At 66.0% G+C, this 23,525-nt stretch carries 26 protein-coding genes; 18 read left to right on the top strand and 8 right to left on the bottom strand.

Annotated elements, in window-relative coordinates; genetic code table 11:
* Window positions 1–52 precede the first annotated feature (52 nt).
* Window positions 53–778, top strand: coding sequence for an acetoacetate decarboxylase family protein (locus ACAG20_RS09420; protein ID WP_370492378.1), 726 nt, complete (start codon window positions 53–55; stop codon window positions 776–778).
* A 258-nt stretch (window positions 779–1,036) separates the two neighbouring features.
* Here ACAG20_RS09420 and ACAG20_RS09415 read toward each other — a convergent pair whose 3' ends face one another.
* Both ACAG20_RS09415 and ACAG20_RS09410 read right to left on the bottom strand, forming a co-directional pair.
* The gene (locus ACAG20_RS09415) at window positions 1,037–1,675 is read right to left on the bottom strand and encodes a DUF5631 domain-containing protein (protein ID WP_370492377.1); all 639 of its coding nucleotides are present in this window, start codon (window positions 1,673–1,675) and stop codon (window positions 1,037–1,039) included.
* 1,882 nt (window positions 1,676–3,557) lie between these two features.
* Window positions 3,558–4,031: a hypothetical protein gene (locus tag ACAG20_RS09410; RefSeq protein WP_370492515.1), complete on the bottom strand. Its 474-nt coding sequence runs from the start codon at window positions 4,029–4,031 to the stop codon at window positions 3,558–3,560.
* A gap of 224 nt (window positions 4,032–4,255) precedes the next feature.
* On the opposite strand from ACAG20_RS09410, the gene ACAG20_RS09405 reads away from it, so the two are divergent.
* The 6 genes from ACAG20_RS09405 (at window position 4,256) to ACAG20_RS09380 (ending at window position 8,856) form a co-directional block, all read left to right on the top strand.
* Entirely contained in the window at window positions 4,256–4,570 is a 315-nt protein-coding gene (locus ACAG20_RS09405) for a DUF2563 family protein (RefSeq protein WP_370492376.1), read from the top strand.
* A complete protein-coding gene (locus tag ACAG20_RS09400; RefSeq protein ID WP_370492375.1) occupies window positions 4,552–5,442 on the top strand; it encodes a hypothetical protein in 891 nt (296 codons plus the stop codon). The genes ACAG20_RS09405 and ACAG20_RS09400 overlap by 19 nt, the downstream gene beginning before the upstream one ends.
* Before the next feature lie 106 nt (window positions 5,443–5,548).
* Window positions 5,549–5,935: a hypothetical protein gene (locus tag ACAG20_RS09395; protein ID WP_370492374.1), complete on the top strand. Its 387-nt coding sequence runs from the start codon at window positions 5,549–5,551 to the stop codon at window positions 5,933–5,935.
* 357 nt (window positions 5,936–6,292) lie between these two features.
* A complete protein-coding gene (locus ACAG20_RS09390) occupies window positions 6,293–6,607 on the top strand; it encodes a DUF2563 family protein (protein ID WP_370492373.1) in 315 nt (104 codons plus the stop codon).
* On the top strand, window positions 6,589–8,094 hold the full coding sequence (locus ACAG20_RS09385) for a hypothetical protein (RefSeq protein WP_370492372.1): 1,506 nt from the start codon (window positions 6,589–6,591) through the stop codon (window positions 8,092–8,094). The genes ACAG20_RS09390 and ACAG20_RS09385 overlap by 19 nt, the downstream gene beginning before the upstream one ends.
* A gap of 33 nt (window positions 8,095–8,127) precedes the next feature.
* Window positions 8,128–8,856, top strand: a complete 729-nt coding sequence (locus tag ACAG20_RS09380; protein ID WP_370492371.1) for a hypothetical protein — start codon at window positions 8,128–8,130, stop codon at window positions 8,854–8,856.
* 82 nt (window positions 8,857–8,938) lie between these two features.
* Here the strand turns inward: ACAG20_RS09380 and ACAG20_RS09375 are convergent, their stop codons facing one another.
* Window positions 8,939–9,970 (bottom strand): LLM class F420-dependent oxidoreductase, encoded by a 1,032-nt coding sequence (locus ACAG20_RS09375; RefSeq protein WP_370492370.1) that lies wholly within the window; start codon window positions 9,968–9,970, stop codon window positions 8,939–8,941.
* Window positions 9,971–10,056: 86 nt separating this feature from the next.
* Between ACAG20_RS09375 and ACAG20_RS09370 the strand changes: the two genes are divergently transcribed.
* The 5 genes from ACAG20_RS09370 to ACAG20_RS09350 all read left to right on the top strand — a co-directional run bounded on the left by ACAG20_RS09370 (window position 10,057) and on the right by ACAG20_RS09350 (window position 14,637).
* Complete coding sequence (locus tag ACAG20_RS09370; RefSeq protein WP_370492514.1) at window positions 10,057–11,022, top strand: Zn-ribbon domain-containing OB-fold protein; 966 nt, start codon at window positions 10,057–10,059, stop codon at window positions 11,020–11,022.
* 14 nt (window positions 11,023–11,036) lie between these two features.
* Window positions 11,037–12,101, top strand: coding sequence for a thiolase domain-containing protein (locus tag ACAG20_RS09365; RefSeq protein WP_370492368.1), 1,065 nt, complete (start codon window positions 11,037–11,039; stop codon window positions 12,099–12,101).
* Complete coding sequence (locus ACAG20_RS09360; protein WP_370492367.1) at window positions 12,101–13,285, top strand: thiolase domain-containing protein; 1,185 nt, start codon at window positions 12,101–12,103, stop codon at window positions 13,283–13,285. Before ACAG20_RS09365 ends, ACAG20_RS09360 begins: the two co-directional genes overlap by 1 nt.
* A 99-nt stretch (window positions 13,286–13,384) precedes the next feature.
* A complete protein-coding gene (locus tag ACAG20_RS09355) occupies window positions 13,385–13,798 on the top strand; it encodes a nuclear transport factor 2 family protein (protein ID WP_083039744.1) in 414 nt (137 codons plus the stop codon).
* 215 nt (window positions 13,799–14,013) lie between these two features.
* A complete protein-coding gene (locus ACAG20_RS09350; protein ID WP_370492366.1) occupies window positions 14,014–14,637 on the top strand; it encodes a hypothetical protein in 624 nt (207 codons plus the stop codon).
* Between the two features lie 7 nt (window positions 14,638–14,644).
* On the opposite strand, the gene ACAG20_RS09345 is transcribed toward ACAG20_RS09350, so the two are convergent.
* Window positions 14,645–15,178: a gamma carbonic anhydrase family protein gene (locus tag ACAG20_RS09345; RefSeq protein WP_370492364.1), complete on the bottom strand. Its 534-nt coding sequence runs from the start codon at window positions 15,176–15,178 to the stop codon at window positions 14,645–14,647.
* Between the two features lie 112 nt (window positions 15,179–15,290).
* On the opposite strand from ACAG20_RS09345, the gene ACAG20_RS09340 reads away from it, so the two are divergent.
* Window positions 15,291–16,463, top strand: coding sequence for a Rieske 2Fe-2S domain-containing protein (locus tag ACAG20_RS09340; RefSeq protein WP_370492363.1), 1,173 nt, complete (start codon window positions 15,291–15,293; stop codon window positions 16,461–16,463).
* A gap of 5 nt (window positions 16,464–16,468) precedes the next feature.
* Entirely contained in the window at window positions 16,469–16,945 is a 477-nt protein-coding gene (locus ACAG20_RS09335; protein WP_083039735.1) for a hypothetical protein, read from the top strand.
* 88 nt (window positions 16,946–17,033) lie between these two features.
* On the opposite strand, the gene ACAG20_RS09330 is transcribed toward ACAG20_RS09335, so the two are convergent.
* The 3 genes from ACAG20_RS09330 to ACAG20_RS09320 are packed head-to-tail and all read right to left on the bottom strand — an operon-like array spanning window position 17,034 to window position 20,094.
* On the bottom strand, window positions 17,034–18,179 hold the full coding sequence (locus tag ACAG20_RS09330; protein WP_112685724.1) for a sulfotransferase: 1,146 nt from the start codon (window positions 18,177–18,179) through the stop codon (window positions 17,034–17,036).
* A complete protein-coding gene (locus ACAG20_RS09325) occupies window positions 18,179–18,961 on the bottom strand; it encodes an SDR family oxidoreductase (RefSeq protein ID WP_083039730.1) in 783 nt (260 codons plus the stop codon). The genes ACAG20_RS09330 and ACAG20_RS09325 overlap by 1 nt, the downstream gene beginning before the upstream one ends.
* Before the next feature lie 2 nt (window positions 18,962–18,963).
* A complete protein-coding gene (locus ACAG20_RS09320) occupies window positions 18,964–20,094 on the bottom strand; it encodes a hypothetical protein (RefSeq protein WP_083039728.1) in 1,131 nt (376 codons plus the stop codon).
* A 141-nt stretch (window positions 20,095–20,235) separates the two neighbouring features.
* Between ACAG20_RS09320 and ACAG20_RS09315 the strand changes: the two genes are divergently transcribed.
* Genes ACAG20_RS09315 through ACAG20_RS09300 form a run of 4 tightly spaced genes read left to right on the top strand, consistent with a single transcriptional unit; the run spans window position 20,236 to window position 23,269 of the window.
* Window positions 20,236–21,153: an IclR family transcriptional regulator gene (locus tag ACAG20_RS09315; RefSeq protein ID WP_112685720.1), complete on the top strand. Its 918-nt coding sequence runs from the start codon at window positions 20,236–20,238 to the stop codon at window positions 21,151–21,153.
* Entirely contained in the window at window positions 21,150–21,614 is a 465-nt protein-coding gene (locus tag ACAG20_RS09310; RefSeq protein ID WP_083039724.1) for a nuclear transport factor 2 family protein, read from the top strand. The genes ACAG20_RS09315 and ACAG20_RS09310 overlap by 4 nt, the downstream gene beginning before the upstream one ends.
* Entirely contained in the window at window positions 21,614–22,543 is a 930-nt protein-coding gene (locus ACAG20_RS09305; protein WP_370492513.1) for a TIGR03619 family F420-dependent LLM class oxidoreductase, read from the top strand. Before ACAG20_RS09310 ends, ACAG20_RS09305 begins: the two co-directional genes overlap by 1 nt.
* Before the next feature lie 9 nt (window positions 22,544–22,552).
* Entirely contained in the window at window positions 22,553–23,269 is a 717-nt protein-coding gene (locus ACAG20_RS09300) for a hypothetical protein (RefSeq protein ID WP_370492362.1), read from the top strand.
* On the opposite strand, the gene ACAG20_RS09295 is transcribed toward ACAG20_RS09300, so the two are convergent.
* On the bottom strand, window positions 23,244–23,507 hold the full coding sequence (locus ACAG20_RS09295; RefSeq protein WP_370492361.1) for a hypothetical protein: 264 nt from the start codon (window positions 23,505–23,507) through the stop codon (window positions 23,244–23,246). The two genes, ACAG20_RS09300 and ACAG20_RS09295, sit on opposite strands and share 26 nt — an antisense overlap.
* Window positions 23,508–23,525 lie beyond the last annotated feature (18 nt).

Genomic DNA, 23,525 nt, shown 5'->3' with positions numbered 1-23,525 from the left:
CACATCAGCCATAACCTCAGTCATCAGCGTCCTCCGGATTACAGTGGGCGTCATGGCTCTTTCACAGCACACCATCGCTGGCACTGTGCTTACCATGCCGGTCCGCGTCCGTCAGGCGGATGTGCATTCCGCGATGTTCTCGGTTTCGGCGGACGCCGCGCAGGCGATGATCGACTACAGCGGCCTGCAGGTTTTCCAGTACCGGCCCGGACAGGCGGTGGTTAACCTGATGCTGGCCCGCTACATCGACGGCGATCTGGGGAAGTACCACGAGTTCGGTACCGCGGTGATGGTCAACCCGCCAGGTTCGTCGGCCCGTGGCTGGCGCGCATTGGGCTCCGCCGGTGCGTTCATCCACCACCTGCCGGTGGATCAAGGATTTACATTAGAAGCCGGACGCACCATCTGGGGGTTCCCGAAGATCATGGCGGACTTCACCGTTCGCGACGGCAAGCGGCTGGGGTTCGATGTGGCCGCCGGCGGCCAGCACGTCGCCACGATGGAATTCGGGCGCGGGCTGCCGGTACCGAGTCTTTTCACATCCCAGCCCCGCACGCTTCGGGCTTACAGTCACCTCGACGGTGCCACTCGCGAAATTCCTTGGGAGATGCGGATTTCCAGGGTGCGCGGGTCGTTAGGCGGTACGACGCTGCGGCTGGGCACCCACCCGTACGCCCGTGAGCTGGCCGCGCTGGGCCTGCCCAAGCGGCCGATGATGTCGTCGACGGTGGGGCACGTCGAGATGACGTTCGGGGATGCCGAGGTTGTTGGCCGCTAGCGGAGTCTGTCTTTGGTGATGGCGTTGAGCTGCGTGAGCTTGGCGTCGTCCGGCAGGGCGGAGGCCACAGCTGCGTTGCAGGCCTGATCCCCGGCTTCGCAGATCTCTGTTAGCCGTGCGCGTAGGTGGTTGATCGCAGCGGCGGCTGTCGTCCACGCTTGCTTCTTGTCCGGGCGTCCGGGCGCGTCACTGCTTCTGAATCCAGCAACTGGTTCAGGCCGGCCATTGCCATGCCGCACGGCGACCCGTCAGGCGCATTCATGCGGCTTGCCTGCCCGGGGCAACGACCTTATGCCAGGCCAGGTGATAGCGGGCGAGCTCTTCGCTTCCGTCGATCAGGGCATCAATGGCCGCCAGCAGCATCCAGTCGGCGACATCCCGGGGCAGATGGTGAGGATAAGCCGAGAGCACCTTGTCTGCGGTGTCGGCGATGACATTGCGGAATCGTTCGATTTCGTTGTCGGCGATACCGGATCTGCGGGCCACGGCGTGGGCGACCGTCTGCACTATGCGCGGTAGCCGAGAGCTGGCGCCCGCCGCATCGGTGAGCGTGGGTCCGAGTTCGTCGATGCGCTGGCCGTAGCGGGCGCGCTCCCCAGCGCCCGGAAGTGGGTCGTTGGGGCCGGCTTCAGCTACATAGGTGTTGGGCTGATGTGTCGCGGTAGCGATGACCGCGCCGAGTAGATCAACCACGTTCAAATTGTGTCGGCGTTGGGCGGGAGCGAGCAGCGTTACGCCGGGCGGCAAGAGAACGCCGGGAGGAATCCAGCCTCCGGCCAAATCGGTTACCAGCACGGTGGTGCTCTCGTCGTCGCGCAAGCCGGCCGCCCAGGCCAGGTTCGGTGCCTGGCGGGCCACCGCATCGACTTTGCGCTGCACATCGTCCTGCTCGGCCATGCGCTTGGCGGCGGTGCCGGCCCCCGCTCCGGCCGTACCTCCGGCGGCCGCGCCGCCGGCCAGCGCCGCACCCGACTGCCCACTTGTGCTAGCGGTTGGTTTGCCCGGCGCAGGACGATCACCGGAGGACGCGACGGTGGCACCACCGGAGGTGGGTGTCGTGGGGCCGCCCGGCGCTGAGGGAGACACAGGAGGTGGACCAGCCGTCGGCGTGGGTGCGGCTGGTGCTGCAGCACCAGCTGGGCGCAGGTCCGCGCCGTAGCCTGGCAGCGGACCCGACGGGGCTGCCGGGCCGGCGCTGATCGGCGCGGACGGCACCGATGTCGGCCCAGCGGTCATGGGCGGAGCCGCTGCCGGTGTCGGCGTCGTCGCTCCCGTGGTCGAAGCTGTCGGAGCAACCTCTGGGCTGGAGGCCCCGAGACTTCCCAGATTGCCGAGCACCCCGCCCGCCATCGGTGTCACCGATGGTGAGGGCGGCACCTGCGGACCTGACGATTGACCGAATCCGCCGGAGCCCGAACCCCCTTGCGCCAATGGCGGTGTACCGCCCGGCCCTCCTGGGCCAGCTGGGCCCCCGGGCGTACCCGATGCAAATGCTTGGCTCAATCCGCCGCCCTGGAGGCCCTGCGGGGTAGCGCCACCCCCACCGCCGCCGAGGCCTGGCGTGGAGGAAGTTAGAGGTGATGTACCGCCAAGTCCGCCACCCATCCCGCCGCCACTGGACGGGCCGAAGCCAACGCCGCCTCCCGGGCTTCCACCGGCAGCGCCTGGCGATCCGCCGATGCTCCCGCCGTTACCGCCGACGCCTGGCCCACCTTGACCGCTCGCATTGCTTCCCCCGGTCCCAGAACCGCCACCAGTACCCGGTCCACCGTAGCCGCTCGCATTGCTTCCCCCGGTCCCAGAACCGCCACCAGTACCCGGTCCACCGTAGCCGCTCGCGTTGCCTCCCCCGGTCCCAGAACCGCCACCAGTACCCGGTCCACCGTAGCCGCTCGCATTGCTTCCCCCGGTCCCACGACCGCCACCGCTGCCCGAGGTTGTAGGCACGCCATAGCCGCTGCCGCCTTGGCCGACGGTGCTGTCAGGGCCGTTCGCCCCGGCGGCATTGGGTGTCGTTCCGGCGATGCCGCCTTGGCCGCCGTCACCCCCCGTAGTTGCGGTCCCTTCGGACTGCTGCGAAACATTCGGGCTCAGACCGCCCTGACCACCATCGCCGTCAGCAGCACCGGCCCTGCCCGCGGGCTGTGATCCCTCAGTTCCAAGGCCGCCCTGGCCGCCGTCATAATTCTGTGCCCTGGTCACTTCATCCGGGGTCGGCCTTCGGGGCGGTGGTACATCGAGATTCGCACCACGTTGCCGCAGCGATTCCCGAGCGTTCTCGTGGACCCCGGTTTCATCGAACATCCGCTGGGTCGCTTCTACTATCGCATTGTTCGCGATTATAGCCGCATTGCCCGCCTGCCGATTAGCCTCAAATACCACGTTGCCAATTTTCGTGGTCTTGACTGCCGGAGGTTCATTACTTTTCTGAATTGTGTCGATCTCGCCATTCCCTGACCTCGCGATACCGGTAAGCGTGTCACGTAACTGAGTCACCGCTTTGACAACCTCGCCATTGGCATCGCTTTTGGCGCGACACTGGTGAGCAACGTCAAGCAAGCGATTCCTGCCGAGCGTTAGACGAGTTAGCATATCCTCCGCGGTCTGACCACTGTTGTTTTGCGCTAATAAAGTGGCGAGGTTGCGGATGTATTCAGCCTCTTCCTGCTTCGCCTGCTGGTGACTGAACCAAAAGCCGACTGCATCAGCTGGCTGGGTGGGTGGTGCAGGCCACCACGCACCGATCAACATCCGCGTGAAAGGCCTATAGTCGGGGAGGTCACTCACCGCACAATCCTTGCATCACACGGTCTTTTACATTCATGTCATCAACGGACTCATTATACTGTTCCCTGGTGGCCATGCCAGTCGTGCCAATTGCCGCTGTTGTTTGGTAAGTGGCCGCCAAGGCGCGGGCTGCGTCACGTTGTTTGGCGTCTAACGCAGGGTTTGCGGCCGCTGTCTCTAGAATCAGGGCACCGTTGGACATGGCAATGCGGGCCAGCGCAGTGTTGTCGGGCGTCGAAGTCTCAATGTGCATTGCGCGCGCGGCAAGTTTATACTTTTCACACAAATCCCTCTTCGCTTCCGCCTTCTCCGCCGCCGTATAGGTCGCACTCGACCCCGATCCGGACCGCGTCACCGCCACGATCAACGCCACCGCCGCAAGAATCACGGCAACGGCGGCCAATGTCACTGTCAGCCAGTTGCGGGATCGGACAGGTGCGGGGGGTGCGGGCCAGGGCTGTGTCATGGTCACGTCACGGATGGTATCTCCGAGTGCCGATTCTTCGCTTACATCATCGGTTCCCCACTTCGGCCACAAGTCTGGACTATGCGTCGCCATACTGCGGCTGGCGTGGAAACCCGCAGTTGAGGCTCAAGCGACAACCTCGCTCGTCGACCGCCGCAAACTGAATTGACGCCGAAGGCCTGCCCTGTCAGCGTTGTCAACGTCCGATCTGAGAGGGGTTGGGGGTGTTTGTCGATCCGGCGATGCTGCGTTCGGGGGCGGCGGATATGCATGGCGCGAGCGAACACGCCCAGGCCGGGGCGGCCCGCCTGAACCAAACAGCCGTGGCGCCAAGCATTTTCGGGGTCTTCGGCGCCGCGAACGTCTTCCACAACGCGATCTCCGCAGCCCACAGCGAGCACATCACCACCCTCAGTGGCCACCGCCGGACCCTGTCCGGCGTCGGCGACAAAGCCCACTATGCCGCGCGCGAGTTCACCGGCATGGATCAGCGCAACGCGGCCCAGCTTCGTGCGGTGCGGTGCAACTCCAGCACATAAACCTGGCGCTGCTGATCGAAGCAGCCAGCGGCGACCCGTGGCAGGTCAACAACACGCTGCAGAGCGGGAAACCAGCCGTCATCGACGAGTTGGCGCAGGCCTTCCATGACGCCGGCGCCTGCACCACCGAATCCAGTGCCGCGTTCGCCCAAGCACGCCAACGGTTCCAGGCCGCCTGGAGCCGGGAGAACGGCGAACACCCCATCAACGACTCGGCAGAAGTGCAGCGCGCCACCACCACCTTGCACCTGCAACAAACCCGACTCACCGCGATCGGCACCGACCTAGAAACCATCGCCGCCGCGCTGGCCCAGGCACAGAAATCCGCGGCCGCAAAGATCAACGCGCTCGAGATCCAGCTTCAAGACATCGACAACCGCATCGGCATGTACCAGCAGGCGCACCTCGACACCTCCGAGCTGGAGCAGGTGGCGATCGACGACACCGCCGGCATCCTGCATCAGATCGAAAAGCTGCGCGACGACTACGCCGCAATACTTCAAGCTTCGACGACCAAGCTGCTGTCCCATGGCTACGATGCGGCACCGCTGCACGGCCCCCTAAGTCCCTCCACGACTTCGCCGGACAACCAGTCCGCATTCGAGGAACTGTTGCGCGCCAATAACCAAGCGGTACTCGATGCGATGGCCCGGGTACGGGCCGCCCAGAAGGCCCTCGACGACGCCGCAGCAAAGGCCTACGCGCAGGGCGCCGGCAGCGAAGCGGCCCAAGACGCGATGAACCGGCTGCCGACCTTGAAGAAGAACCTGGCCGATGCCCTCGACGACCTGGGCAAGATTCCCGACTACTCAAAAATCGATCCGGCCTCGGTGCACTTGGGCCCCGACGGCGCCATACGGAAGGTTGGGTGACAGCATGACGGATTTATCGCGTCTTTCCACGACTTGGATTGAATGGGCGCCTAGGGCCGGCCTCGCTGACGCGACAGTGTCGTCCGCTTGCGCGGACTGTGAACTCTTGTTCGAGTCCAGTGACTATTCGGTGCATCTCCACAAGAATGGCCAGTGGTGGATTATCGATACCGTTGATGACCGTCGCCAACGGTCGAACGGCGTCGCTAAATTTTCGACCTTCGAACTGGCGGAGAAGTACCTGATCTGGGATTGGGTAACGACGGCGTGTCCGAGTCTCGCTTCCGGTCAGTTGGGTGCCGATCTGTACAAGAGAGGATACGCGCCGGGCGTTGACGTCGTTCCCACAAATGACGCACACATTGAAATATGCCTGCGCGGCGATTGCGCTGTCCTCGTGTCCGGCACGTCGACAATCTTCAGCCACATTATGCTCATGTCCGTCGACCAGATCGAGCAAGCCGGCAAGCGAGCCCTCGACGCAGGCCCCTAAATCGGCTCTTCGATCGTGGCCGGGCAATGGGGGTGATGGTGCTCGGCGTGTCTGACAGCTGAGGCCCTTGGCCTTCAGAAATCTAGGTGTTGCGGGACATCCAGATGACGAAGTGAACCGCCCCAGGTTTGGTGGTCACGTCACGGATGGTATCCCCGGATGCCAATTCGTCGCTTACATCATCGGTTCCCCACTTCGGCCACAGGGTCGAACTTTGGGTCGCCGAACTGCGACTGGGCGTGGAAACCCGCAGTTGAGGCCAGCGACAATTGCGCTCGGAGGCCACCGCGCAAGCTGAATTGACGCCGAACTGCGGCCCTGTCAGGGTTGTTAACGACCGATCTGAGAGGAGTTCTGGTGTTTGTCGATCCGGCGATGCTGCGGTCAGGGGCAGCGGATACGCGCGGTGCGAGCGAACACGCCCACGCCGGGGCGTCACGGCTAAACCAGACCTCCGTAGCAGCGGGCATTTTCGGCGGCTTCGGCGCCGCGGACGTCTTCCACAACGCGATCTCCACGGCCCACAGCGAGCACATCACCACCCTCAGTGGCCACCGCCGGACCCTGGCCGGCGTCGGCGACAAAGCCCACTATGCCGCGCGCGAGTTCACCGGCATGGATCAGCGCAACGCGGCCCAGCTTCGTGCGGTGCGGTGCAACTCCAGCACATAAACCTGGCGCTGCTGATCGAAGCAGCCGGCGGCGACCCGTGGCAGGTCAACAACACGCTGCAGTGCGGGAGACCAGCCGTCATCGAGGAGTTGGCGCAGGCCTTCCATGACGCCGGCGCCTGCACCGCCGAATCCAGTGCCGCGTTCGCCCAAGCACGCCAACGGTTCCAGGCCGCCTGGAACCGGGAGAACGGCGAGCATCCCATCAACGACTCGGCAGAAGTGCAGCGCGCCACCACCACCTTGCATCTGCAACAAACCCAGCTCACTGCGATCGGCACCGACCTGGAAACCATCGCCGCCGCGCTTGCTGAGGCGCAGAAGGCAGCGGCCGCAAAGATCAACGCGCTCGAGATCCAGCTTCAAGACATCGACAACCGCATCGGCATGTACCAGCAGGCGCACCTCGACACCTCCGAGCTGGAACAGGTGGCGATCGACGACACCGCCGGCCTCCTGCATCAACTCGAAAAGCTCCGCGATGACTACGCCGCAGTCCTACAAGGCGCCACCAGCAAACTGCTCTCCGATGGCTACGATCCAGCACCTCTGCACGGTTACGACGGCGACGACCAACCGAACCAGGACCAGCAGGCCTCTCAGGCCGCCGACAACTACGGCGCTACCCAGCGTGACCGCGACCGGGAACTGGTGGACCGCCCCGGTCAGATGACACCGGAGAAAGTCGACGCCGCCGCGCGCCTGAGGGACTATTCCACCGCTACCGACCCGGCCGCCGATCCGCAGGCCCGGCGCCTGGCCGGCGAGCGCCTCGACGACTACCGAATGGCCAACTTCATCGGCCCGCTGCCGATGGACCCGGTCCTGGGTGGAGAGGCTCGAACCCGCGCCCAAACACGGCTGGAGCTGCAGAAGGATCTCGAACGGGGGATGGCCGACGGCCGAGCTTTCACCCCGGATCAGGCCACCCAGCTACTCGACACCGCGGAACAGAATGCCCGAGTCATCGTGACCCGGCAGGCAATCGACGCCCTCGTCCGAAACGGCGGAATGTCGCACCAAGGCGCGACGCAACTCATCGGCGACATCGCGCGAGGCCGAGTTGGCCACATCCTGCGGAATGGCGGCGACGCCGCGGGGATCTCTGCCAGTGCCGGCAAGGCGGCCCTCAACGCGTTTGCCGACAAGGTTCCCACCGGAAAGCATTGGGCACCGGGGGTTGCTTACAGCGCGGAAGACATCGCCGCGATCACGAATCTGTCGAAGCGCATGGGCTTCGCCGGCAACGTGCTCGGGTCCGCCGTCGGATTCTACGACGTGTTCGTCGACCACAAGCCGTTCGTGGACACCGCGGCCACAAGCGCGGGGGGTTTCGGAGGCGGAATCGCAGGTGCAGAATTGGGAGCCTCCGTTGGTGCCCTCGCCGGGCCAGTGGGCGCTTTCGTTGGCGCACTGGCCTTCGGGGTTGTCGGTTCGGTGTCTGGAGAGAAGGTCATGGAAAACCTCCTCGAGCTGGCGAGGAATTGACGTGCGAGCGGTGCGACGTTTAGCGTTCAAATCGTGAACCCGGTCGCGGGCTTTGCCAGCATGGATCAGCTGGTTGCGTTCGTGGGCGCCCTTGTCTGCGCAGTAATAGCCTTTATTCCGGACTCGTCTGACCGCGAAAATCTAAGCCGAAATAGACGGATCTTCTGGGGAGCCACTGGCGCAGCAATGGTATTCGCATTCCTCGGTCTGCTGCCCGACTGGAGATATAGCCTCGAAGCAGCGTTCGCGGTTGGCGCTCTGTTTTTCCTCCTTGCGTTACGGGATACGCCTTACATTAAGGTCCGCGGGAAAGTATACGCATGGTGGAGATCTGACCGCCTGGCGGAATCCGATGAGCAAAACGAGGAACCGGGCCACGATCCGATTCCCGACTCATACACTGGCTCGTCTACCGCCAATCAAACCTGGTGGATGACGATCGGAGCTTATGCGATATGCATGTTCGTGATCTACGACGATTTCGTCGCGCATAACATTCACTTTGCCGGAATTCCGGCAGCCATCATTTTTATATATGTGCCACTCTACTTTGGCTACTGGGATGCGAGTTGGGACTACCCGATAGCCCGCGGACAGCTAGCGCAATTAGCTACCTTGACTATCATGACGGCGGGAATCTTCGCAGCGCTCTATTTCCCGGGATTCCACGCCGGAAAGCGCTGGCCGCGACGCCCCAAGAGATCCATGGAGTACCGGATACATCCCCGCCACTGGAAGCAGGACAACGGTGACTCGCCCTAGATCTTCGCTTCCCGCCCCTCCCGGTACGGGTCCCGCAGCTTCCGCCTTTTTCTAGTCGCTGCAACCCCCGGCAGCGCCGGGCTCAGATCAACGACGCCAGCTGCTGAATCTGCTCGGTGCTGCGTCCGGTGACCACCATCATGGTGACTCCGGCGGCCTCCCAGACCTTGATCTGCTTACGGACGTAGTCGACGTCGCCGACGATCGCGGCGTCGTCCACCAGCTCGTCGGGGATGATCTCGCCGGCTTTGTCCTTTTGCCCGCTGCGGAACAATTTGGTCACGTCGTCGACGACCTCCGCGTAGCCCATCCGGCGGTAGACCTCGGCGTGGAAGTTGGTGTCCTCCGAGCCCATGCCGCCCATGTAGAGCGCCAGGTAGGGCTTCATCGCCGCGAATGCCGCGGCGCGGTCGTCGGTGATGACGATGTTGGCGGTCGCGCAAATCTCGAAGTCCTCGCGAGTACGCCGCGCCCCGGGCCGCGCGAAGCCCTCGTCGAGCCACTCGTTGTACATGTCGGCCAGTCGCGGCGCGTAGAAGATCGGCAGCCAGCCGTCGGCGATCTCGGCGGCCAATGCGACGTTCTTCGGCCCTTCCGCACCGAGCATCACCGGGATGTCGGCGCGGCGCGGGTGGGTGATCGGCTTGAGCGCCTTGCCCAGCCCGGTGGTGCCCTCACCGGACAACGGCAGCGGGTAATGCGGTCCGGCGCTGGTCACCGGGGCCTCACGGGCCCACACCTGGCGCAGGATGTCGATGTATTCGCGGGTGCGGGCCAGCGGCTTGCCGAATCGCTGGCCGTACCAGCCCTCCACGACCTGCGGGCCCGAGACGCCAAGCCCGAGAATGTGCCGGCCGCCCGAGAGGTGGTCCAGCGTCAGCGCGGCCATCGCACACGCGGTCGGCGTGCGCGCCGACAGCTGCACCACCGAGGTGCCCAGCCGCAGCCGCGACGTCGAGGACCCCCACCACGCCAGCGGTGTGTAGGCATCCGAGCCCCAGGCTTCGGCGGTGAAGACGGCGTCGAAACCGACATCCTCGGCCGCGGCCACCAATTCGGCGTGGTTGGTCGGCGGCTGCGCGCCCCAATATCCCAGTTGCAGTCCCAGCTTCATCGCCTGAATTCCTTCTCGTCTTCTTGCTCAGATTCCTAGAACCTGTTCTACTCGATGCCGTGACCGTCAGCGAACCCCGCTCCGCCCTGACAGAACCGTCGGAACCGCCGCTGTCCGCCCCATTGGGGTTGTCCTTCGACTACACCCGTTCGACGGGTCCGGTTCTGGGCCAATTCTTCACCGCTCTGCGTGAGCGCCGCATCGTCGGTGTCCGCGGCTCCGACGGGCGGGTGTACGTACCGCCCGCCGAGTACGACCCGGTCACATACGAACAGCTCACCGAGATCGTACCGGTGGCCAGTGTCGGCACCGTAGTGTCATGGTCCTGGCAGCCGGAGCCCCTGGAGGGCCAGCCGCTGGACACCCCGTTCGCCTGGGCGCTGATCAAGCTCGACGGCGCCGACGTGCCATTGCTGCACGCGGTGGCCGCCGAAAACCCCAAGGCGATCAGCGCCGGGACCCGGGTGCACGTGCACTGGGCCGAGGAAACGGTCGGCGCGATCACCGACATCGCCTACTTCGCGATCGGCGAGGACCCCGAACCGGTCGAGCAAGGCTCCGACGAGCGGGACCCGGTGTCGATGGTGATCACCCCGATCGCGCTGGAGATCCAGCACAGCGCCTCGCACCCGGAGAGCGCCTACCTTCGTGCGCTCAAGGAGGGCAAGCTGCTGGGCGCGCGTACCGGCGCAGACGGAAAGGTCTACTTCCCCGCCCGAGAGGCCGACCCGGCCACCGGCCGACAGCTCACCGATTACGTCGAATTGCCGGACACCGGCACCATCACCACGTTCGCGATCATCAACATCCCGTTCCAGGGCCAGAAGATCAAACCGCCCTACGTGGCGGCCTACGTGCTGCTCGACGGCGCCGACATCCCGTTCCTGACACTGGTTTCCGACGTCGACGCCGCCGACGTGCGGATGGGCATGCGGGTGCAGGCGGTGTGGAAGCCCCGCGAGGAATGGACCTACGGCATGGAGAACATCGAGTACTTCCGGCCAACCGGGGAGCCGGACGCCGACTACGACACCTACAAGCACCACCTGTAAGGGGAACCCGCCAGATGAGCACTCGCGATGTCGCGGTGGTGGGCTTCGCCCACGCCCCGCACGTCCGCCGCACCGACGGCACCACCAACGGCGTCGAAATGCTGATGCCGTGCTTCGTGCAGCTTTACCGTGAACTGGGAATCGAACGCGCCGACATCGGATTCTGGTGTTCCGGTTCCTCGGATTACCTTGCCGGGCGGGCTTTCTCGTTCATCTCGGCGATCGACTCGATCGGCGCCGTGCCGCCGATCAATGAGTCGCATGTGGAGATGGACGGCGCGTGGGCGCTGTATGAGGCCTACATCAAGGTGCTGACCGGCGAGGTCGACACCGCGCTGGCCTACGGCTTCGGCAAGTCCTCGGCCGGCCAGCTGCGCCGGATTCTGGCGCTGCAGACCGATCCCTACACCGTCGCCCCGCTGTGGCCGGACTCGATTTCGATCGCCGGACTGCAGGCCCGGCTCGGCCTTGACGGCGGGCAGTGGACCCCAGAGCAGATGGCCCGGGTGGCGCTGGAGTCCTTCGCGGCAGCCGAACGAGTGGATTCGGTGGAGTCCTCCGACAGCCTCGATGAACTGCTGGCGCGCCCGTTCTTCGCCGACCCGCTGCGCCGGCACGACATCGCACCGATCACCGACGGCGCCGCCGCGATCGTCCTGGCCGCCGGCGACAAGGCGCGTGAACTGCGCGAAAACCCGGCCTGGATAACCGGTTTCGAGCACCGCATCGACTCCCCGGTGCTCGGCAGCCGCGATCTGACCCGCTCGCCGTCGACTACCGCATCGGCACGCGCGGCCAGCGGCGACGACATGCCCGCGGTGGAAGTCGCCGAGATCCACGCGCCGTTCACCCATCAGCACCTGATCCTGACCGAGGCGATGCGGTTGCCGTCGCGGGCGAAGGTCAATCCGTCGGGCGGCGCGCTGGCGGCCAATCCGATGTTCGTCGCCGGGCTGGAGCGGATCGGTTTCGCCGCCCAGCACATCTTCAATGGCTCGGCAGGCCGGGTGCTGGCGCACGCCACCAGCGGGCCGGCGCTGCAGCAGAACCTGGTCGCGGTGATGGAGGGACGTAACTGATGGCCACCCAACTTGCCGCGGTGCTCGGTACCGGACAGACCAAGTACGTCGCCAAGCGTCACGACGTATCGATGAACGGGCTGGTGCGCGAGGCGATCGACCGCGCGCTCGCCGACTCCGGCTCGACGTTCGCCGACATCGACGCGGTGGTGGTCGGCAAGGCGCCGGACTTCTTCGAGGGCGTGATGATGCCGGAGCTGTTCATGGCAGATGCCGTGGGCGCCACCGGTAAGCCGCTGATCCGGGTGCACACCGCGGGCTCGGTGGGCGGGTCGACGGCAATCGTCGCCGCCAGCCTGGTCAAGTCCGGCAAGTACCGCCGGGTGCTGGCGATGGCCTGGGAGAAGCAGTCGGAGTCCAACGCCATGTGGGGGCTTTCCATCCCGGTGCCGTTCACCAAGCCCGTCGGGGCCGGTGCCGGCGGCTATTTCGCCCCACATGTGCGCGCCTACATCCGCCGGTCCGGCGCCCCGGTGGACACCGGCGCCAAGGTGGTGGTCAAAGACCGGCTCAACGGTGCCCGCAACCCGCTGGCACACCTGCACCAGCCCGACATCACCGTCGAGAAGGTGATGTCGTCACAGATGCTGTGGGATCCGATCCGTTTCGACGAGACCTGTCCGTCATCGGACGGCGCATGCGCGCTGGTGATCGGCGACGAGGCCACCGCCGACGCCCGGGTCGCCGCGGGCCATCCGGTGGCCTGGATTCATGCCACCGCGCTGCGCACCGAGCCGCTGGCCTATGCCGGCCGTGACCAGGTCAACCCGCAGGCCGGTCGGGACGCCGCGGCCGCGCTGTGGCGCGACGCCGGCATCACCAGCCCGATCGACGAGATCGACGCCGCGGAGATCTACGTGCCGTTCTCCTGGTTCGAACCGATGTGGCTGGAGAACCTGGGTTTCGCCGCGCCCGGTGAAGGCTGGAAGCTCACCCAGGCCGGCGAGACCGCGATCGATGGCAAGCTGCCGGTGAACCCGTCCGGCGGGGTGTTGTCGTCCAACCCGATCGGGGCGTCGGGCATGATCCGGTTCGCCGAGTCAGCGATCCAGGTGATGGGCAAGGCCGGTGATCACCAGGTGCCCAATGCCCGCAAGGCGCTGGGGCACGCCTATGGCGGCGGTTCGCAGTACTACTCGATGTGGGTGGTCGGCACCGACAAGCCAGACAAACCCGCCGGCTGATGAAGTACACCCTCATCCGTGCGCTAGCTTGCGCCAACCGGGACTCCCTGAAACGTTTCGCCAACACCCATATCGATTCCGGCTTGCAGGAGTAGACCTATGGCCAACACCGAACACCCCGCCCACCTGGCAGGCCAACGCTCCCGCGATGCGGTGGCCGCACGCGACAAGGAGACCTGGCTGTCAGTCTTCGCCGACGACGCCATCGTCGAGGACCCGATCGGTCCCTCGCCGTTCGACCCCGAGGGCAAGGGCCACCGCGGCCGGGATGCGATCTCGGCGTTCTGGGACAAGGCGATCGCCCCGACCGACAAGATCGAGTTCAACTTCGTCGACAGCTTCGCCTGCGGAAATGAGCAGGCCAACGTCGGCTCGATCGTGACGACCATGGCGGGCCACCAGATCACCACCGACGGGGTGTTCACCTACCGGGTGAACGACGAGGGCAAGCTCATCGCGCTGCGCGCCTTCTGGGAGGTCGAGCGCGCGGCAAAGACCGCTCGCAAACTCTGATCTCGCTCGATTCATCGACTCCCGCTGGCAACAACGAAGGGCAAGACGCCTTCGGTCCCATCGTCAACAACTTCACCCGGTTCGAACTGCCTTCCGACGGTGCGCCGGGCCCAACGGAGCTGTGGTGAAGCTCCGACCTGCCATTGACTAACTCGCTCGAAATTGATAATTTCCTGAAAAGAACAAGATAGCTTTTCGCTTTTCAGGGGGCAGTCATGGGCACGACCCGCACTGCGGTGGGACTCTTGGGAGCCGCAGTCGGCGTCGCGATCGGCTTCGCCGGCCACGCCGCCGCCGATCCGATCGAGGACGCCTGGCCCTACGGAATCGGTTACGGCGGTATGGAGGCGCCCGGTTTCTGGGATCCCAGAGGGGGCGTGGACGGCGTCTTCACTGTCACCGACGGCTCCGGCGGGCCCGACTGGTACACGGCCCACATCGACAAACTCAACATCCCCCTGATCTACCACTACGAGCACATGGAGGTCCTCAGCGTGCTCGACGATTCGGCCGGTTATCCCAGCGTAGGGACGGTTTTCGACACAACCGAGCTGTTCCCGTTCAGCTTGCCCGGCTTCGGCATGATGAACATGTTCACCAGCACCGTCATCAACGACCCCGAGGCGGGGTTCGGCAGCCAATTCAGCTTCACACCGTTGTTCACCAACACCTTCTTGTTCACCGACGACGGCATGACGGACATCGTGAGCATCTTCCCCGGGCTGCGATTCGCCCTGTTTGAGATCCCGTTCACCGACGCTTCAGGCGGGGCCGACGCATCCGATATCGGCGACGTGTTCGCCCCGCTGCTGGCCGAACTCGCGGCCGCCGGGGCTTAGCTCGGGCTTAGTTCGGATCAAGCGGCTCGAGTCCGGCGCGGTAGCGCTGCGCGAGGTCCTGGTAGTACGGCGGGTTCGCGTTGATCCACATCTCCGCGCCGGTGCCCGCGATCGGGCCCTTGACAACGGCGGGCGCACCGGTCACCAGCATCCCGTCGGGGACCTTGGTCCCGGCAAGCACCGTCGCCCCTGCCGCCACCAGGCTGCGGCTGCCGATCACCGCCCCGTCGAGCACCGTGGCGTGGTTGCCGATCAGCGCCTCGGCTCCCACATGCGCGCCGTGAATCAGGCACATGTGCGCCACCGTCGCGCCGGGCCCGATGTCGACCGGCACCCCGGGCGGCACGTGCAGCACCGAGCCGTCCTGAACGTTGGCACCTTCGCGCACCACGATGGGCGCGTCGTCACCGCGCAGCACAGCGCCGAACCACACCGAGGCGCCGGCCTCGATGGTGACGTCGCCTATCAGGGTGGCCGTCGGCGCGACGAAGGCGGTGGGGTCGATCCGCGGAGAACGTCCGTTGAAGGCGAAGAGCTGCATCGTTCACATATACCGCAAGGACTAAAGACCCGGAACAAGCTGGCTTTATTGCACAACCGGGCAGCAAAACTGTAACGTGTTCTAGTTAGAAGCAACGGGTTGGAGGCAACAGGTGAGCACTGACAGCGCCGAGGTCGGCGTCCGCGAAATCGACACCGGCACACTGCCGGATCGCTACGCCAGGGGCTGGCACTGCCTGGGGCCGGTCAAAGAGTTCCTGGACGGCAAGCCGCACGCGATCCACGCGTTCGGCGCCAAGCTGGTGGTCTTCGGCGATTCCCACGGTGACCTGCACGTACTCGACGCCTACTGCCGACACATGGGCGGCGACCTCAGTCGCGGCACCATCAAGGGCGACGAGGTGGCCTGCCCGTTCCACGACTGGCGCTGGGGCGGCGACGGCCGCTGCAAACTGGTGCCCTACTCCAAGCGGACCCCGCGGATGGCCCGGACCCGCTCCTTCCCGACCGACGTGCGCGGCGGCCTGCTGTTCATGTGGCACGACCCGGAGGGCAACCCGCCGCCGGACGAGGTGCGGATCCCGGAGATCCCGGAGTGGTCCAGCGGCGAGTGGACCGACTGGCGCTGGAACTCCATGGTGATCGACTCCAACTGCCGCGACATCATCGACAACGTCACCGACTTCGCGCACTTCTTCTACATCCACTACGGCCTGCCCACGTCGTTCAAGAACGTCTTCGAAGGCCACATCGCCTCGCAGTACCTGCACAACGTCGGACGTCCCGACGTCCCCGGCCTGGGCACCAGCTACGCCGGTGCGGAACTGGACTCCGAGGCGTCCTACTTCGGGCCGTCGTTCATGATCAACTGGCTGCACAACAGCTACAGCGGTTTCAAGTCCGAGTCGATTCTGATCAACTGCCACTACCCGATCAGCCATGACCAGTTCCGGCTGATGTGGGGCGTCATCGTGCAGAAGCCCAAGGGCTTGGACGATGAGACCACCGAGAAGCTCGCCGAGGTGATGACCGAGGGCGTCAGCAAGGGCTTCCTGCAGGACGTCGAGATCTGGACGCACAAGAGCCGCATCGAGAACCCGCTGCTGGTCGAGGAGGACGGCGCGGTCTACCAGCTGCGGCGCTGGTACTCGCAGTTCTACGTCGACGTCGCCGACGTCACCCCGGAGATGACCGATCGCTTCGAGATCGAGATCGACGCGACGGTCGCCAATGAGAAGTGGAACGCTGAGGTCGCCGAGAACCTGCGCGAGCAGGCCGAGTCCGACAAGAGCCCGGAGTCCACCGAAACCGTTAGCGCCGAGTAGCCGTCATGGGCCCGGAGGAACGCGGCGTCCCGGCAGTCGAAGACCTGGCGCGGTCCATGCTGGCGCTGTACGGCCCGCATGACGACCACCACGACGAGCCCGACACCGACGACTCCGGTCCTGACTCCCGTTACTCGAGGCAGCCGTTGTTCCCGGTCGATCCAGCCCGGTATGAGGCAATACGTGCTGCGACGGAACGGGATTCGGAGCGCTATCTGCACTCCGGCCTGGTGCCGGTCGAGTGCCGGCACTGCCGGGCGAGTGTCGAGGTGAAGAAGCTGGGGCCGGGATACACCTCGGTGCAGTGGAGTTCGGAGTCGCTGGCGCAGTGTGCGTACTTCGCCGCCGAGCGCGAAGCCGGCCGTTCCAGTAGCCGCACGAAAGGCTGCCCGAACCTGGCGAAAAGCATCCGGCACGCGGTCGCCGAGGGCCACCTGGAGGAGACCTCCAGCGCGCCGCCGCCCGGTGACGGGATCGACTGACCGTCTCGCCGTTCGCGGGTGTGCGCAAACCCGGTGTTTTGGCCGGCGTGTCGGCCGGGGACGCGCACACTCGCGCAAGGGGTCCGGCTCACAGGCCGGCGAAACGCTCCCGGACCTGCTCGGTGGTCAGCCCGTAATCCTCCAGTGAGTACTCGTGTTTGGGCGCACGCGGTCCGGTCTGGCTGGCGGCGTAGTCGTCGGCCATCGCCTGACGTGCCTCATCCGACAACGGCAGGCCGAAGCGTTCGTAGATGCCCGCCGCGGTCGCCAGCGGATCGGCGACGAACTCGCGATAGTCGATATCGCAGAACTGGGCCTGGTCGTAGCGGGGGCGCTGGCTGTTGAACAGCTCCAGTCCGCGGGCCCAGGTCTCCATCTCGTCGATGCCGATCTGCGCGCCGACGAAGGTGTTCGACTGACCTTCGGTGGTGTGCTGGGCCAGCGAGCACATCGACGCCAGGATGGTCTCGACCGGCCGGTGGCACTGCACGATGAGCGCGTCCGGGTAGACCGCCATAATCGCGTCGAGGGCGAACAGGTGACTGGGATTCTTGAGCACCCAACGTTTACCCGGGTCGTTGAGCCCGATCAGCTGCAGGTTGCGGCGATGCCGCCGGTATGACGGGATCCAATCCTGCTCGGAGAGCCAGCGCGAATAGCTCGGCAGGTGCGCGAGCGTCTCATAGGACACCGAATGCAGCGACTGGCGCAGCAACTGCCAGCACTCCTCGAGACCGTCGGCGGTCATGAAGTGCAGCCCGGTGTAGTCCGGGTTCTCGTCGTGGTGCCGGGCGAACTGCGCCTGCATCTGCGCGAACACCGGGTTGTCTTCCCAGGTTTCACGCGGCGGGCGCGGCTGCGGGAATTCGGCCAGCCACATCTCCAAGCCCTGGTGCGCCGGGTCGGCGCCCAGCAGCCGGTGCAACGCGGTGGTGCCGGTGCGGGGCAGCCCGGTGACGAATATCGGCCGTTCGACGGCCACCTCGGCGTACTCGGGATGCTGCTTCCAACCGGCCTGGGCCAGCAGCCGGGCCACCAGCGCACCGCGCAGGAAGAACCGGTTCATCTTGCTGCCCAGCTCGGTGAGATCGGCCTCGGTTCGGTAGGACTCCAGCAGCACGCCGAGGGCTTCACGGTAGTTGTCGTCGTCGGGACCGAAGTCGTCGAGGCCGACCATCTTGGTGGCCGAGGCATGCAGATCCTCGACGGTTCCGACATCGGTACGTGGCGTCATCAGTTGTGGTACTCCCCGCAGTTGACGTCGAGCACCTGGCCGGTGATCCCGCTGGCCAGGTCGCTGGCCAGGAACAGGACCGCCGAGGCCACCTCGTCCTCGGTGGGCAGCCGCTTCAGGTCGGAGTTGGCGGCGGTGGCGGCGTAGATCTGCTCGACGGTGGTGCCGTACTTGCCGGCCTGGTGGGCGAAATAGCCCTGCAGCGTGTCGCCCCAGATGTAGCCGGGCGCAACGGAGTTGACCCGGATGCCCTGCTCTCCCAGTTCGGATGCCAGTGACTGTGACATCGCCAGCAGCGCCGCCTTGGCCATCTTGTAGGCACCGTACTTGGGCTGGGAGTGCCGGATCACCATGGAGTTCAGGTTGACCACCGCGCCGTTGGCCTCGGCCAGCGCGGCAGTGAACCCCTGCGTCAGCCGCAGCGCACCGAGACCGCTGAGCTCGATGGCATCCCGGATGTGCTGAAAACTGGTCTGCGCCAGCGGCTTCATCGATGGCACCCGGAAGGCGTTGTTGATCAGCACGTCGATGTGGTCGTACTCGCCGGTGGCCGCCTCGACGAGGTTGGCTACCTGGTCGTCGTCGGTGATGTCGGCGGGTACCGCAAGTGCGCGACGCCCGGCGGCGCGGACCTGCTGCGCGACCTCGTCGAGGCGGTCCGCGCTGCGGGCGGCCAGCACCAGGTCGGCACCCTCGGCCGCGAATCGGTGCGCCAGCGTACTGCCGAGCCCCGGCCCGACCCCGCTGATCACCACGACTTTTCCGCTCAGCATTCCGGTCATCTTCACCCCAGCATTCTGTTGGCGATTTGGCGCTGCCGCAGCGCGATACGCGCTCGCCAGTCCTCTTGCGAAATCTTGTTGTGGTCGTAGAAGGGCAGTGCCGCCGGAATCGCGTCGACGCCGATGAGTTCGACGGTCGGCCCGTCGGCCTCGGTGAGCTGACGTGACACGCGCTGCCAGCGGAACTGCAGGAAGCCGCGGCGGTGACCAAGGGTCTCGACCCAGTTGGTGATGCCGGGGTTGGTGTCGGAGACCACGATTCGGATCTTGCCGTCCGGGTCTGCCTGCGCTTGAGTCGCATTCAGCGAAGTCTGGTGGTTGATGTAATCCAGCGAGATGTACCACAGGCTGCCCAGCTGGAAACCCAGGTAGGGCGCATCCGACACCGGCAGGGTGATCAGCAGCGCCTCCTCGGGCCGCAACTCGTAGTGCCCCGCCGACGAGTACTGGGTGGCCAGCCCGCCGGGCGTGAGCCGCGGCGCCACCATGGTGTTGACCGGAAGATTGAGGTAGAACCACTGCGGGAATGCCAACCAGGTCTTGATCCGGTTGATCAGTTGCTTTCCCGCTGCTGCATAACGCTTCTCGATGAGTTTGGGAGTCAGGGGCGGCGGGGCGGTGCCCGCGGTGTCGGTCCGGGATATCGAGAGTGTGCCGCGCCGGGCGCTCCAGTCGTTGTAGACCTCGCGGATCACCAGTTGCGCCGGCGTCTTCGGACGGAACCGCCATTCGAAGCTGCCGTCGGCGGCCGAGATATCGAGTTCGCGGTCGTCGAACGCCGCCTCGCTGGCCGGGACGTTGTCGTCGGTGTACTCGCCGCCGAGCAGTTGGAAGCTCAGGTCGGTCGTGGTGCCCCGGACACCGCGCACCACATAGTCGTTGCCGGGACGCACCACGGTGCCGAAATACAACGTGTCGGGATTGTCCAGGCCCATCTTGGTGAAGGGTCCGGTGCCCGACAGCAGGAACGGGTGGTCGCGTTCAGAGTTGAACGCGGCATGCACGCACGCTTCGATCCCGCCGGCGAGGTACTGCAGACCTTCGAGCAGGTCGGCCTCGGACTCGATGTGGGGGGCGGCGGCGACCAGCTTCTCCGCCTCGGCGATCGCGGCCGTCAGTGGCTCGGAGTACATCGCGGCAGCACCTCACTGATCATCGGTTGGTTCAATAATGAACCGAGATGGTAGATATCTCGAACCGACTTTAGATGGTCGCGCTACCATGCGGCAATGGGTGTGCCCGTACAACCGTCTGGACGACCGGCGTCTGGGCAAGTGGCGCCCCGACAATCGGCGCGGTCGTCGCCACCGACCGAACGGGTGGTGGCGCTGCTGGACTTTCTGGCCCAGCACCCCGACCAGCGCTTCGGGCTCTCCGACCTCGCCCGCCGGACCGGCCTGTCCAAGCCCACCTGCCTGGGCATCGCCACCACACTGACCGAGGCCGGCTACCTGACGCGCGATGACCCGGACAAGACCTATCGGCTCGGTCCGGGGCTGATCTCGCTCGGCCGCGCCGCCCAGCAGTCGCTGCGGGCCGGCCCGGCGGCCCGTGAGCAACTGCGGCGCCTTTCGGTGGAGTTCGCCACGTCCGCCGCGCTGAGCGCGGTGCTCGACGACCGGATCACGGTTCTGGAGTTGGTCGCGGCGCCGAACGCACACCTGGGAGTTCAAGCCGGCCAGAGCTATCCGTTCGCCCCGCCGGTGGGGCTGATGTTCGTGCTCTGGGACGACGCCGCCCTGCAGGACTGGTTGGCCCGGCAGCCCACCATTCCGCTGCGCTCCGAAAGCGAACGGCTGCGGCGGGTCATCGCCGAATGCCGTTCCGACGGCTACCTGGTCGAGCGGCTGACCCCGGGGGGGCAGCGGCTCTACGCCATGATGGCGGGGCTGTCCAGCGACCTGCCCGACGAACTGCGCGCCCTGCTCGGCGAACTGGTCTCCGACATCGGCGAGCGGGTGTACCTGCGCAGCGAGGCCGGCGGCCGAGGCCGCCACGACATCAGCGTCATCTCGGCACCGGTGTACGACCATCATCAACGTCAGGCGATGGTGGTTTCGCTGCACGCCCAGCGCGCACTGACCGACACCGAGATCACCAGATGGGCGCGCGGGCTGCTCCGGACCGCCGACGCGCTCACCGGGCAACTCGGTGGGAGCAAGCCGACGTCGCTGTTGGGGTCGGCGCCATGAGCTTGCCGATGGCCGACCGGCTGGCAGTGTCGGGGCTTGTGCACCGCTACGCCGGCTACGTCGATGCGCGCCGATTCGACGAAGTGGCTGAATTGTTCACCGCCGACGCCGAACTGATCGTGCCGCAACCACCGGAGCACCTCGAGCCGCACGTGCGTCACACCGGCCATGCCGGGGTCCGAGAAGCGCTGTCCGCGCTCGGCGGCGTGACCCGGACCCAGCACGGCATCCTCGGCGAGATCTACACCGCCTCCGATACCGCCGCCGGCGACACGGCGACCGGACAGATCGCCGGGGTAGCGCATCACTGGATCGACAGCGACGGCAAGCTGACCGACCACGTCTGGTACCTGCGCTACAGCGACGTCTACCGCCGCGGCGAGCAGGGCTGGCGGATCGCGGTGCGCGCGCTGTCGATCGACGCGATCGAGTCCCGGCCGGCCCGAAAGGTGCGAACGTGATGTCACCGCAGATCTCGTTGCAGCTGAAGACTTTCACCGACGATCCCGGCCATGACTGGGAGGCCACGCTGGCGCTGGGCGCCGCGATGGACGCCGCCGGGGTGGATCGGGTCGTCGTCTCCGACCATGTGGTGTTCGGCGAGAACCCGGACGCCTACGCCGATCCCCGGCTGGGTGGGATCGCCGGTGGCCGACAACCGACCGGGCCCGACGGCCAATGGCTCGACCCGCTGATCGTGCTGACCGCGCTGGCGGCGACAACCACCCGGATCCGGCTCGGCACCGCGGTCCTGCTGGCGGCGCTGCGCCGACCGGCGGTGTTGGCCAAGCAGTTGGCCACCCTGGATGTACTCTCGGGCGGGCGGCTGGATCTGGGCGTCGGCGTCGGCTGGCAACGCGAGGAATACGAGGCCGCCGGGCTGGTATTCGAGCGCCGCGGGCGGTTACTGGATCACACCCTCGAGGTGTGCCAGGCACTCTGGACCCAGCAGCGCAGCAGCTACGCCTCACCGGAGTTGTCATTCGACAACATTCATCAGATGCCCAAGCCCGTGCAGCCGGGCGGTGTTCCGATCTGGGTCAGCGGCACCGTCAACGACGCGGTGGCACGCCGGCTGGCCCGGTTCGGGACCGGCTGGATCCCGTGGGGTCCGGCGATACGGGACCCGGCCGGTGCCATCGCCGCGATGAAGAACCGCATCGCCGGCCTCGGCGGCGATCCCACCGGCCTGCAGGTGCTGGGCCACGCGAAGACCGTCAAGCGCGCTGACGGTTCCCTCGATGCCGCGGCAACCGTGGCATCGGCGCCGGCGCTGGTGGCCGCCGGCGTCACCGACGTACGTGTCACCTGCTCACTGCCGCGCGACGCCGAGCGGGCCACCAAGCTGCTGAGCGAACTCGTCGAAGCGTTCCGCGCCGCCGCAACCTAGGAGACACCGATGGAAAAGGTCGTGATCATCGCCCGGACAGCCGATTTCAGTGAGGAATGGTGCCGCAAGCTGCGCGGGCCGGTAGCCGCGGAGCTGCTGGATTCGGGACTTCCGGGCCTGGCGGTCAACGTGCGCGACGAGCCGGTGCGCGACGCCATGATGACCCTGACGACACTGGATCCGCCGGTCGCCGCAGTCATCAGCCTGTGGACCGAGCAGTACTACGGCTCGCAGGTTCGGGCCGCCATCGCGCTGATCGAATCCGAATCCGATTCGGCAGCAGCGTATCTGGTTACCGAATCGACGCCGATGGCGCCACCGGACTCGGGCGACGGCACCCGCACTCCGGGATTGGCCAACGTGGCCCTGCTGCGCCGGCCCCCCGACCTGGATCACCGTAGCTGGCTGCACCGCTGGCACGTCGACCACACCCAGGTGGCGATCGATACCCAGGCGACCTTCGGTTACACCCAGAACGTCGTGGTCCGCGCGCTCACCGAGGATGCGCCGGCGATCGACGGCATCGTCGAGGAACTGTTCCCCGACGGCGCGGTGTCGGATCCATACGCGTTCTACGGCGCGTCCGACGAGGCCGATCTGGCCGACCGGCTCAAGCGGCTGCTGGCCAGTGTCAGTGCCTTCGGTGCGCACCAGAACATCGACACGGTGCCCACCAGCCGCTACCTGCTGCGGTCGCCGTTCACACGCATTGCTGCGACAACGTGATCAGCGCCTGCCGCACGTGCGGGTGCCGTTCCAGATAGGACAGCGTCGGATTCGGGGCACCAGGGTCTTCCTGCCGCCCCTTCTCGTCCAGCTCGGCCCGGACATCCGGATGCCGGTTCAGGTACGCGTCGATGGATTCCCCGACGGTTTGGTCACACGGTTGCGCGTGGGCCACCGGTGCCAGCATCCCGGCCATGCTCAGCAGACCCACCACAATTGCTCGAGTAATGCCGCTCATCACTCGACGGTACTCGCA

Source organism: Mycobacterium sp. pW045, from assembly GCF_041287085.1.
Taxonomy (GTDB): domain Bacteria; phylum Actinomycetota; class Actinomycetes; order Mycobacteriales; family Mycobacteriaceae; genus Mycobacterium; species Mycobacterium algericum_A.
This window is presented reverse-complemented; position numbering and strand designations above follow the sequence as displayed.

Excerpts from the sequence above, each read along its gene's own strand:
- ACAG20_RS09420 (WP_370492378.1), top strand. The coding sequence starts at position 53 with ATGGCTCTTTCACAGCACACCATCGCTGGCACTGTGCTTACCATGCCG.
- ACAG20_RS09415 (WP_370492377.1), bottom strand. The coding sequence starts at position 1,675 with ATGGCCGAGCAGGACGATGTGCAGCGCAAAGTCGATGCGGTGGCCCGC.
- ACAG20_RS09410 (WP_370492515.1), bottom strand. The coding sequence starts at position 4,031 with ATGACACAGCCCTGGCCCGCACCCCCCGCACCTGTCCGATCCCGCAAC.
- ACAG20_RS09375 (WP_370492370.1), bottom strand. The coding sequence starts at position 9,970 with ATGAAGCTGGGACTGCAACTGGGATATTGGGGCGCGCAGCCGCCGACC.
- ACAG20_RS09365 (WP_370492368.1), top strand. The coding sequence starts at position 11,037 with ATGAGCACTCGCGATGTCGCGGTGGTGGGCTTCGCCCACGCCCCGCAC.
- ACAG20_RS09360 (WP_370492367.1), top strand. The coding sequence starts at position 12,101 with ATGGCCACCCAACTTGCCGCGGTGCTCGGTACCGGACAGACCAAGTAC.
- ACAG20_RS09355 (WP_083039744.1), top strand. The coding sequence starts at position 13,385 with ATGGCCAACACCGAACACCCCGCCCACCTGGCAGGCCAACGCTCCCGC.
- ACAG20_RS09350 (WP_370492366.1), top strand. The coding sequence starts at position 14,014 with ATGGGCACGACCCGCACTGCGGTGGGACTCTTGGGAGCCGCAGTCGGC.
- ACAG20_RS09345 (WP_370492364.1), bottom strand. The coding sequence starts at position 15,178 with ATGCAGCTCTTCGCCTTCAACGGACGTTCTCCGCGGATCGACCCCACC.
- ACAG20_RS09335 (WP_083039735.1), top strand. The coding sequence starts at position 16,469 with ATGGGCCCGGAGGAACGCGGCGTCCCGGCAGTCGAAGACCTGGCGCGG.
- ACAG20_RS09330 (WP_112685724.1), bottom strand. The coding sequence starts at position 18,179 with ATGACGCCACGTACCGATGTCGGAACCGTCGAGGATCTGCATGCCTCG.
- ACAG20_RS09325 (WP_083039730.1), bottom strand. The coding sequence starts at position 18,961 with ATGACCGGAATGCTGAGCGGAAAAGTCGTGGTGATCAGCGGGGTCGGG.
- ACAG20_RS09320 (WP_083039728.1), bottom strand. The coding sequence starts at position 20,094 with ATGTACTCCGAGCCACTGACGGCCGCGATCGCCGAGGCGGAGAAGCTG.
- ACAG20_RS09310 (WP_083039724.1), top strand. The coding sequence starts at position 21,150 with ATGAGCTTGCCGATGGCCGACCGGCTGGCAGTGTCGGGGCTTGTGCAC.
- ACAG20_RS09305 (WP_370492513.1), top strand. The coding sequence starts at position 21,614 with ATGTCACCGCAGATCTCGTTGCAGCTGAAGACTTTCACCGACGATCCC.
- ACAG20_RS09300 (WP_370492362.1), top strand. The coding sequence starts at position 22,553 with ATGGAAAAGGTCGTGATCATCGCCCGGACAGCCGATTTCAGTGAGGAA.
- ACAG20_RS09295 (WP_370492361.1), bottom strand. The coding sequence starts at position 23,507 with ATGAGCGGCATTACTCGAGCAATTGTGGTGGGTCTGCTGAGCATGGCC.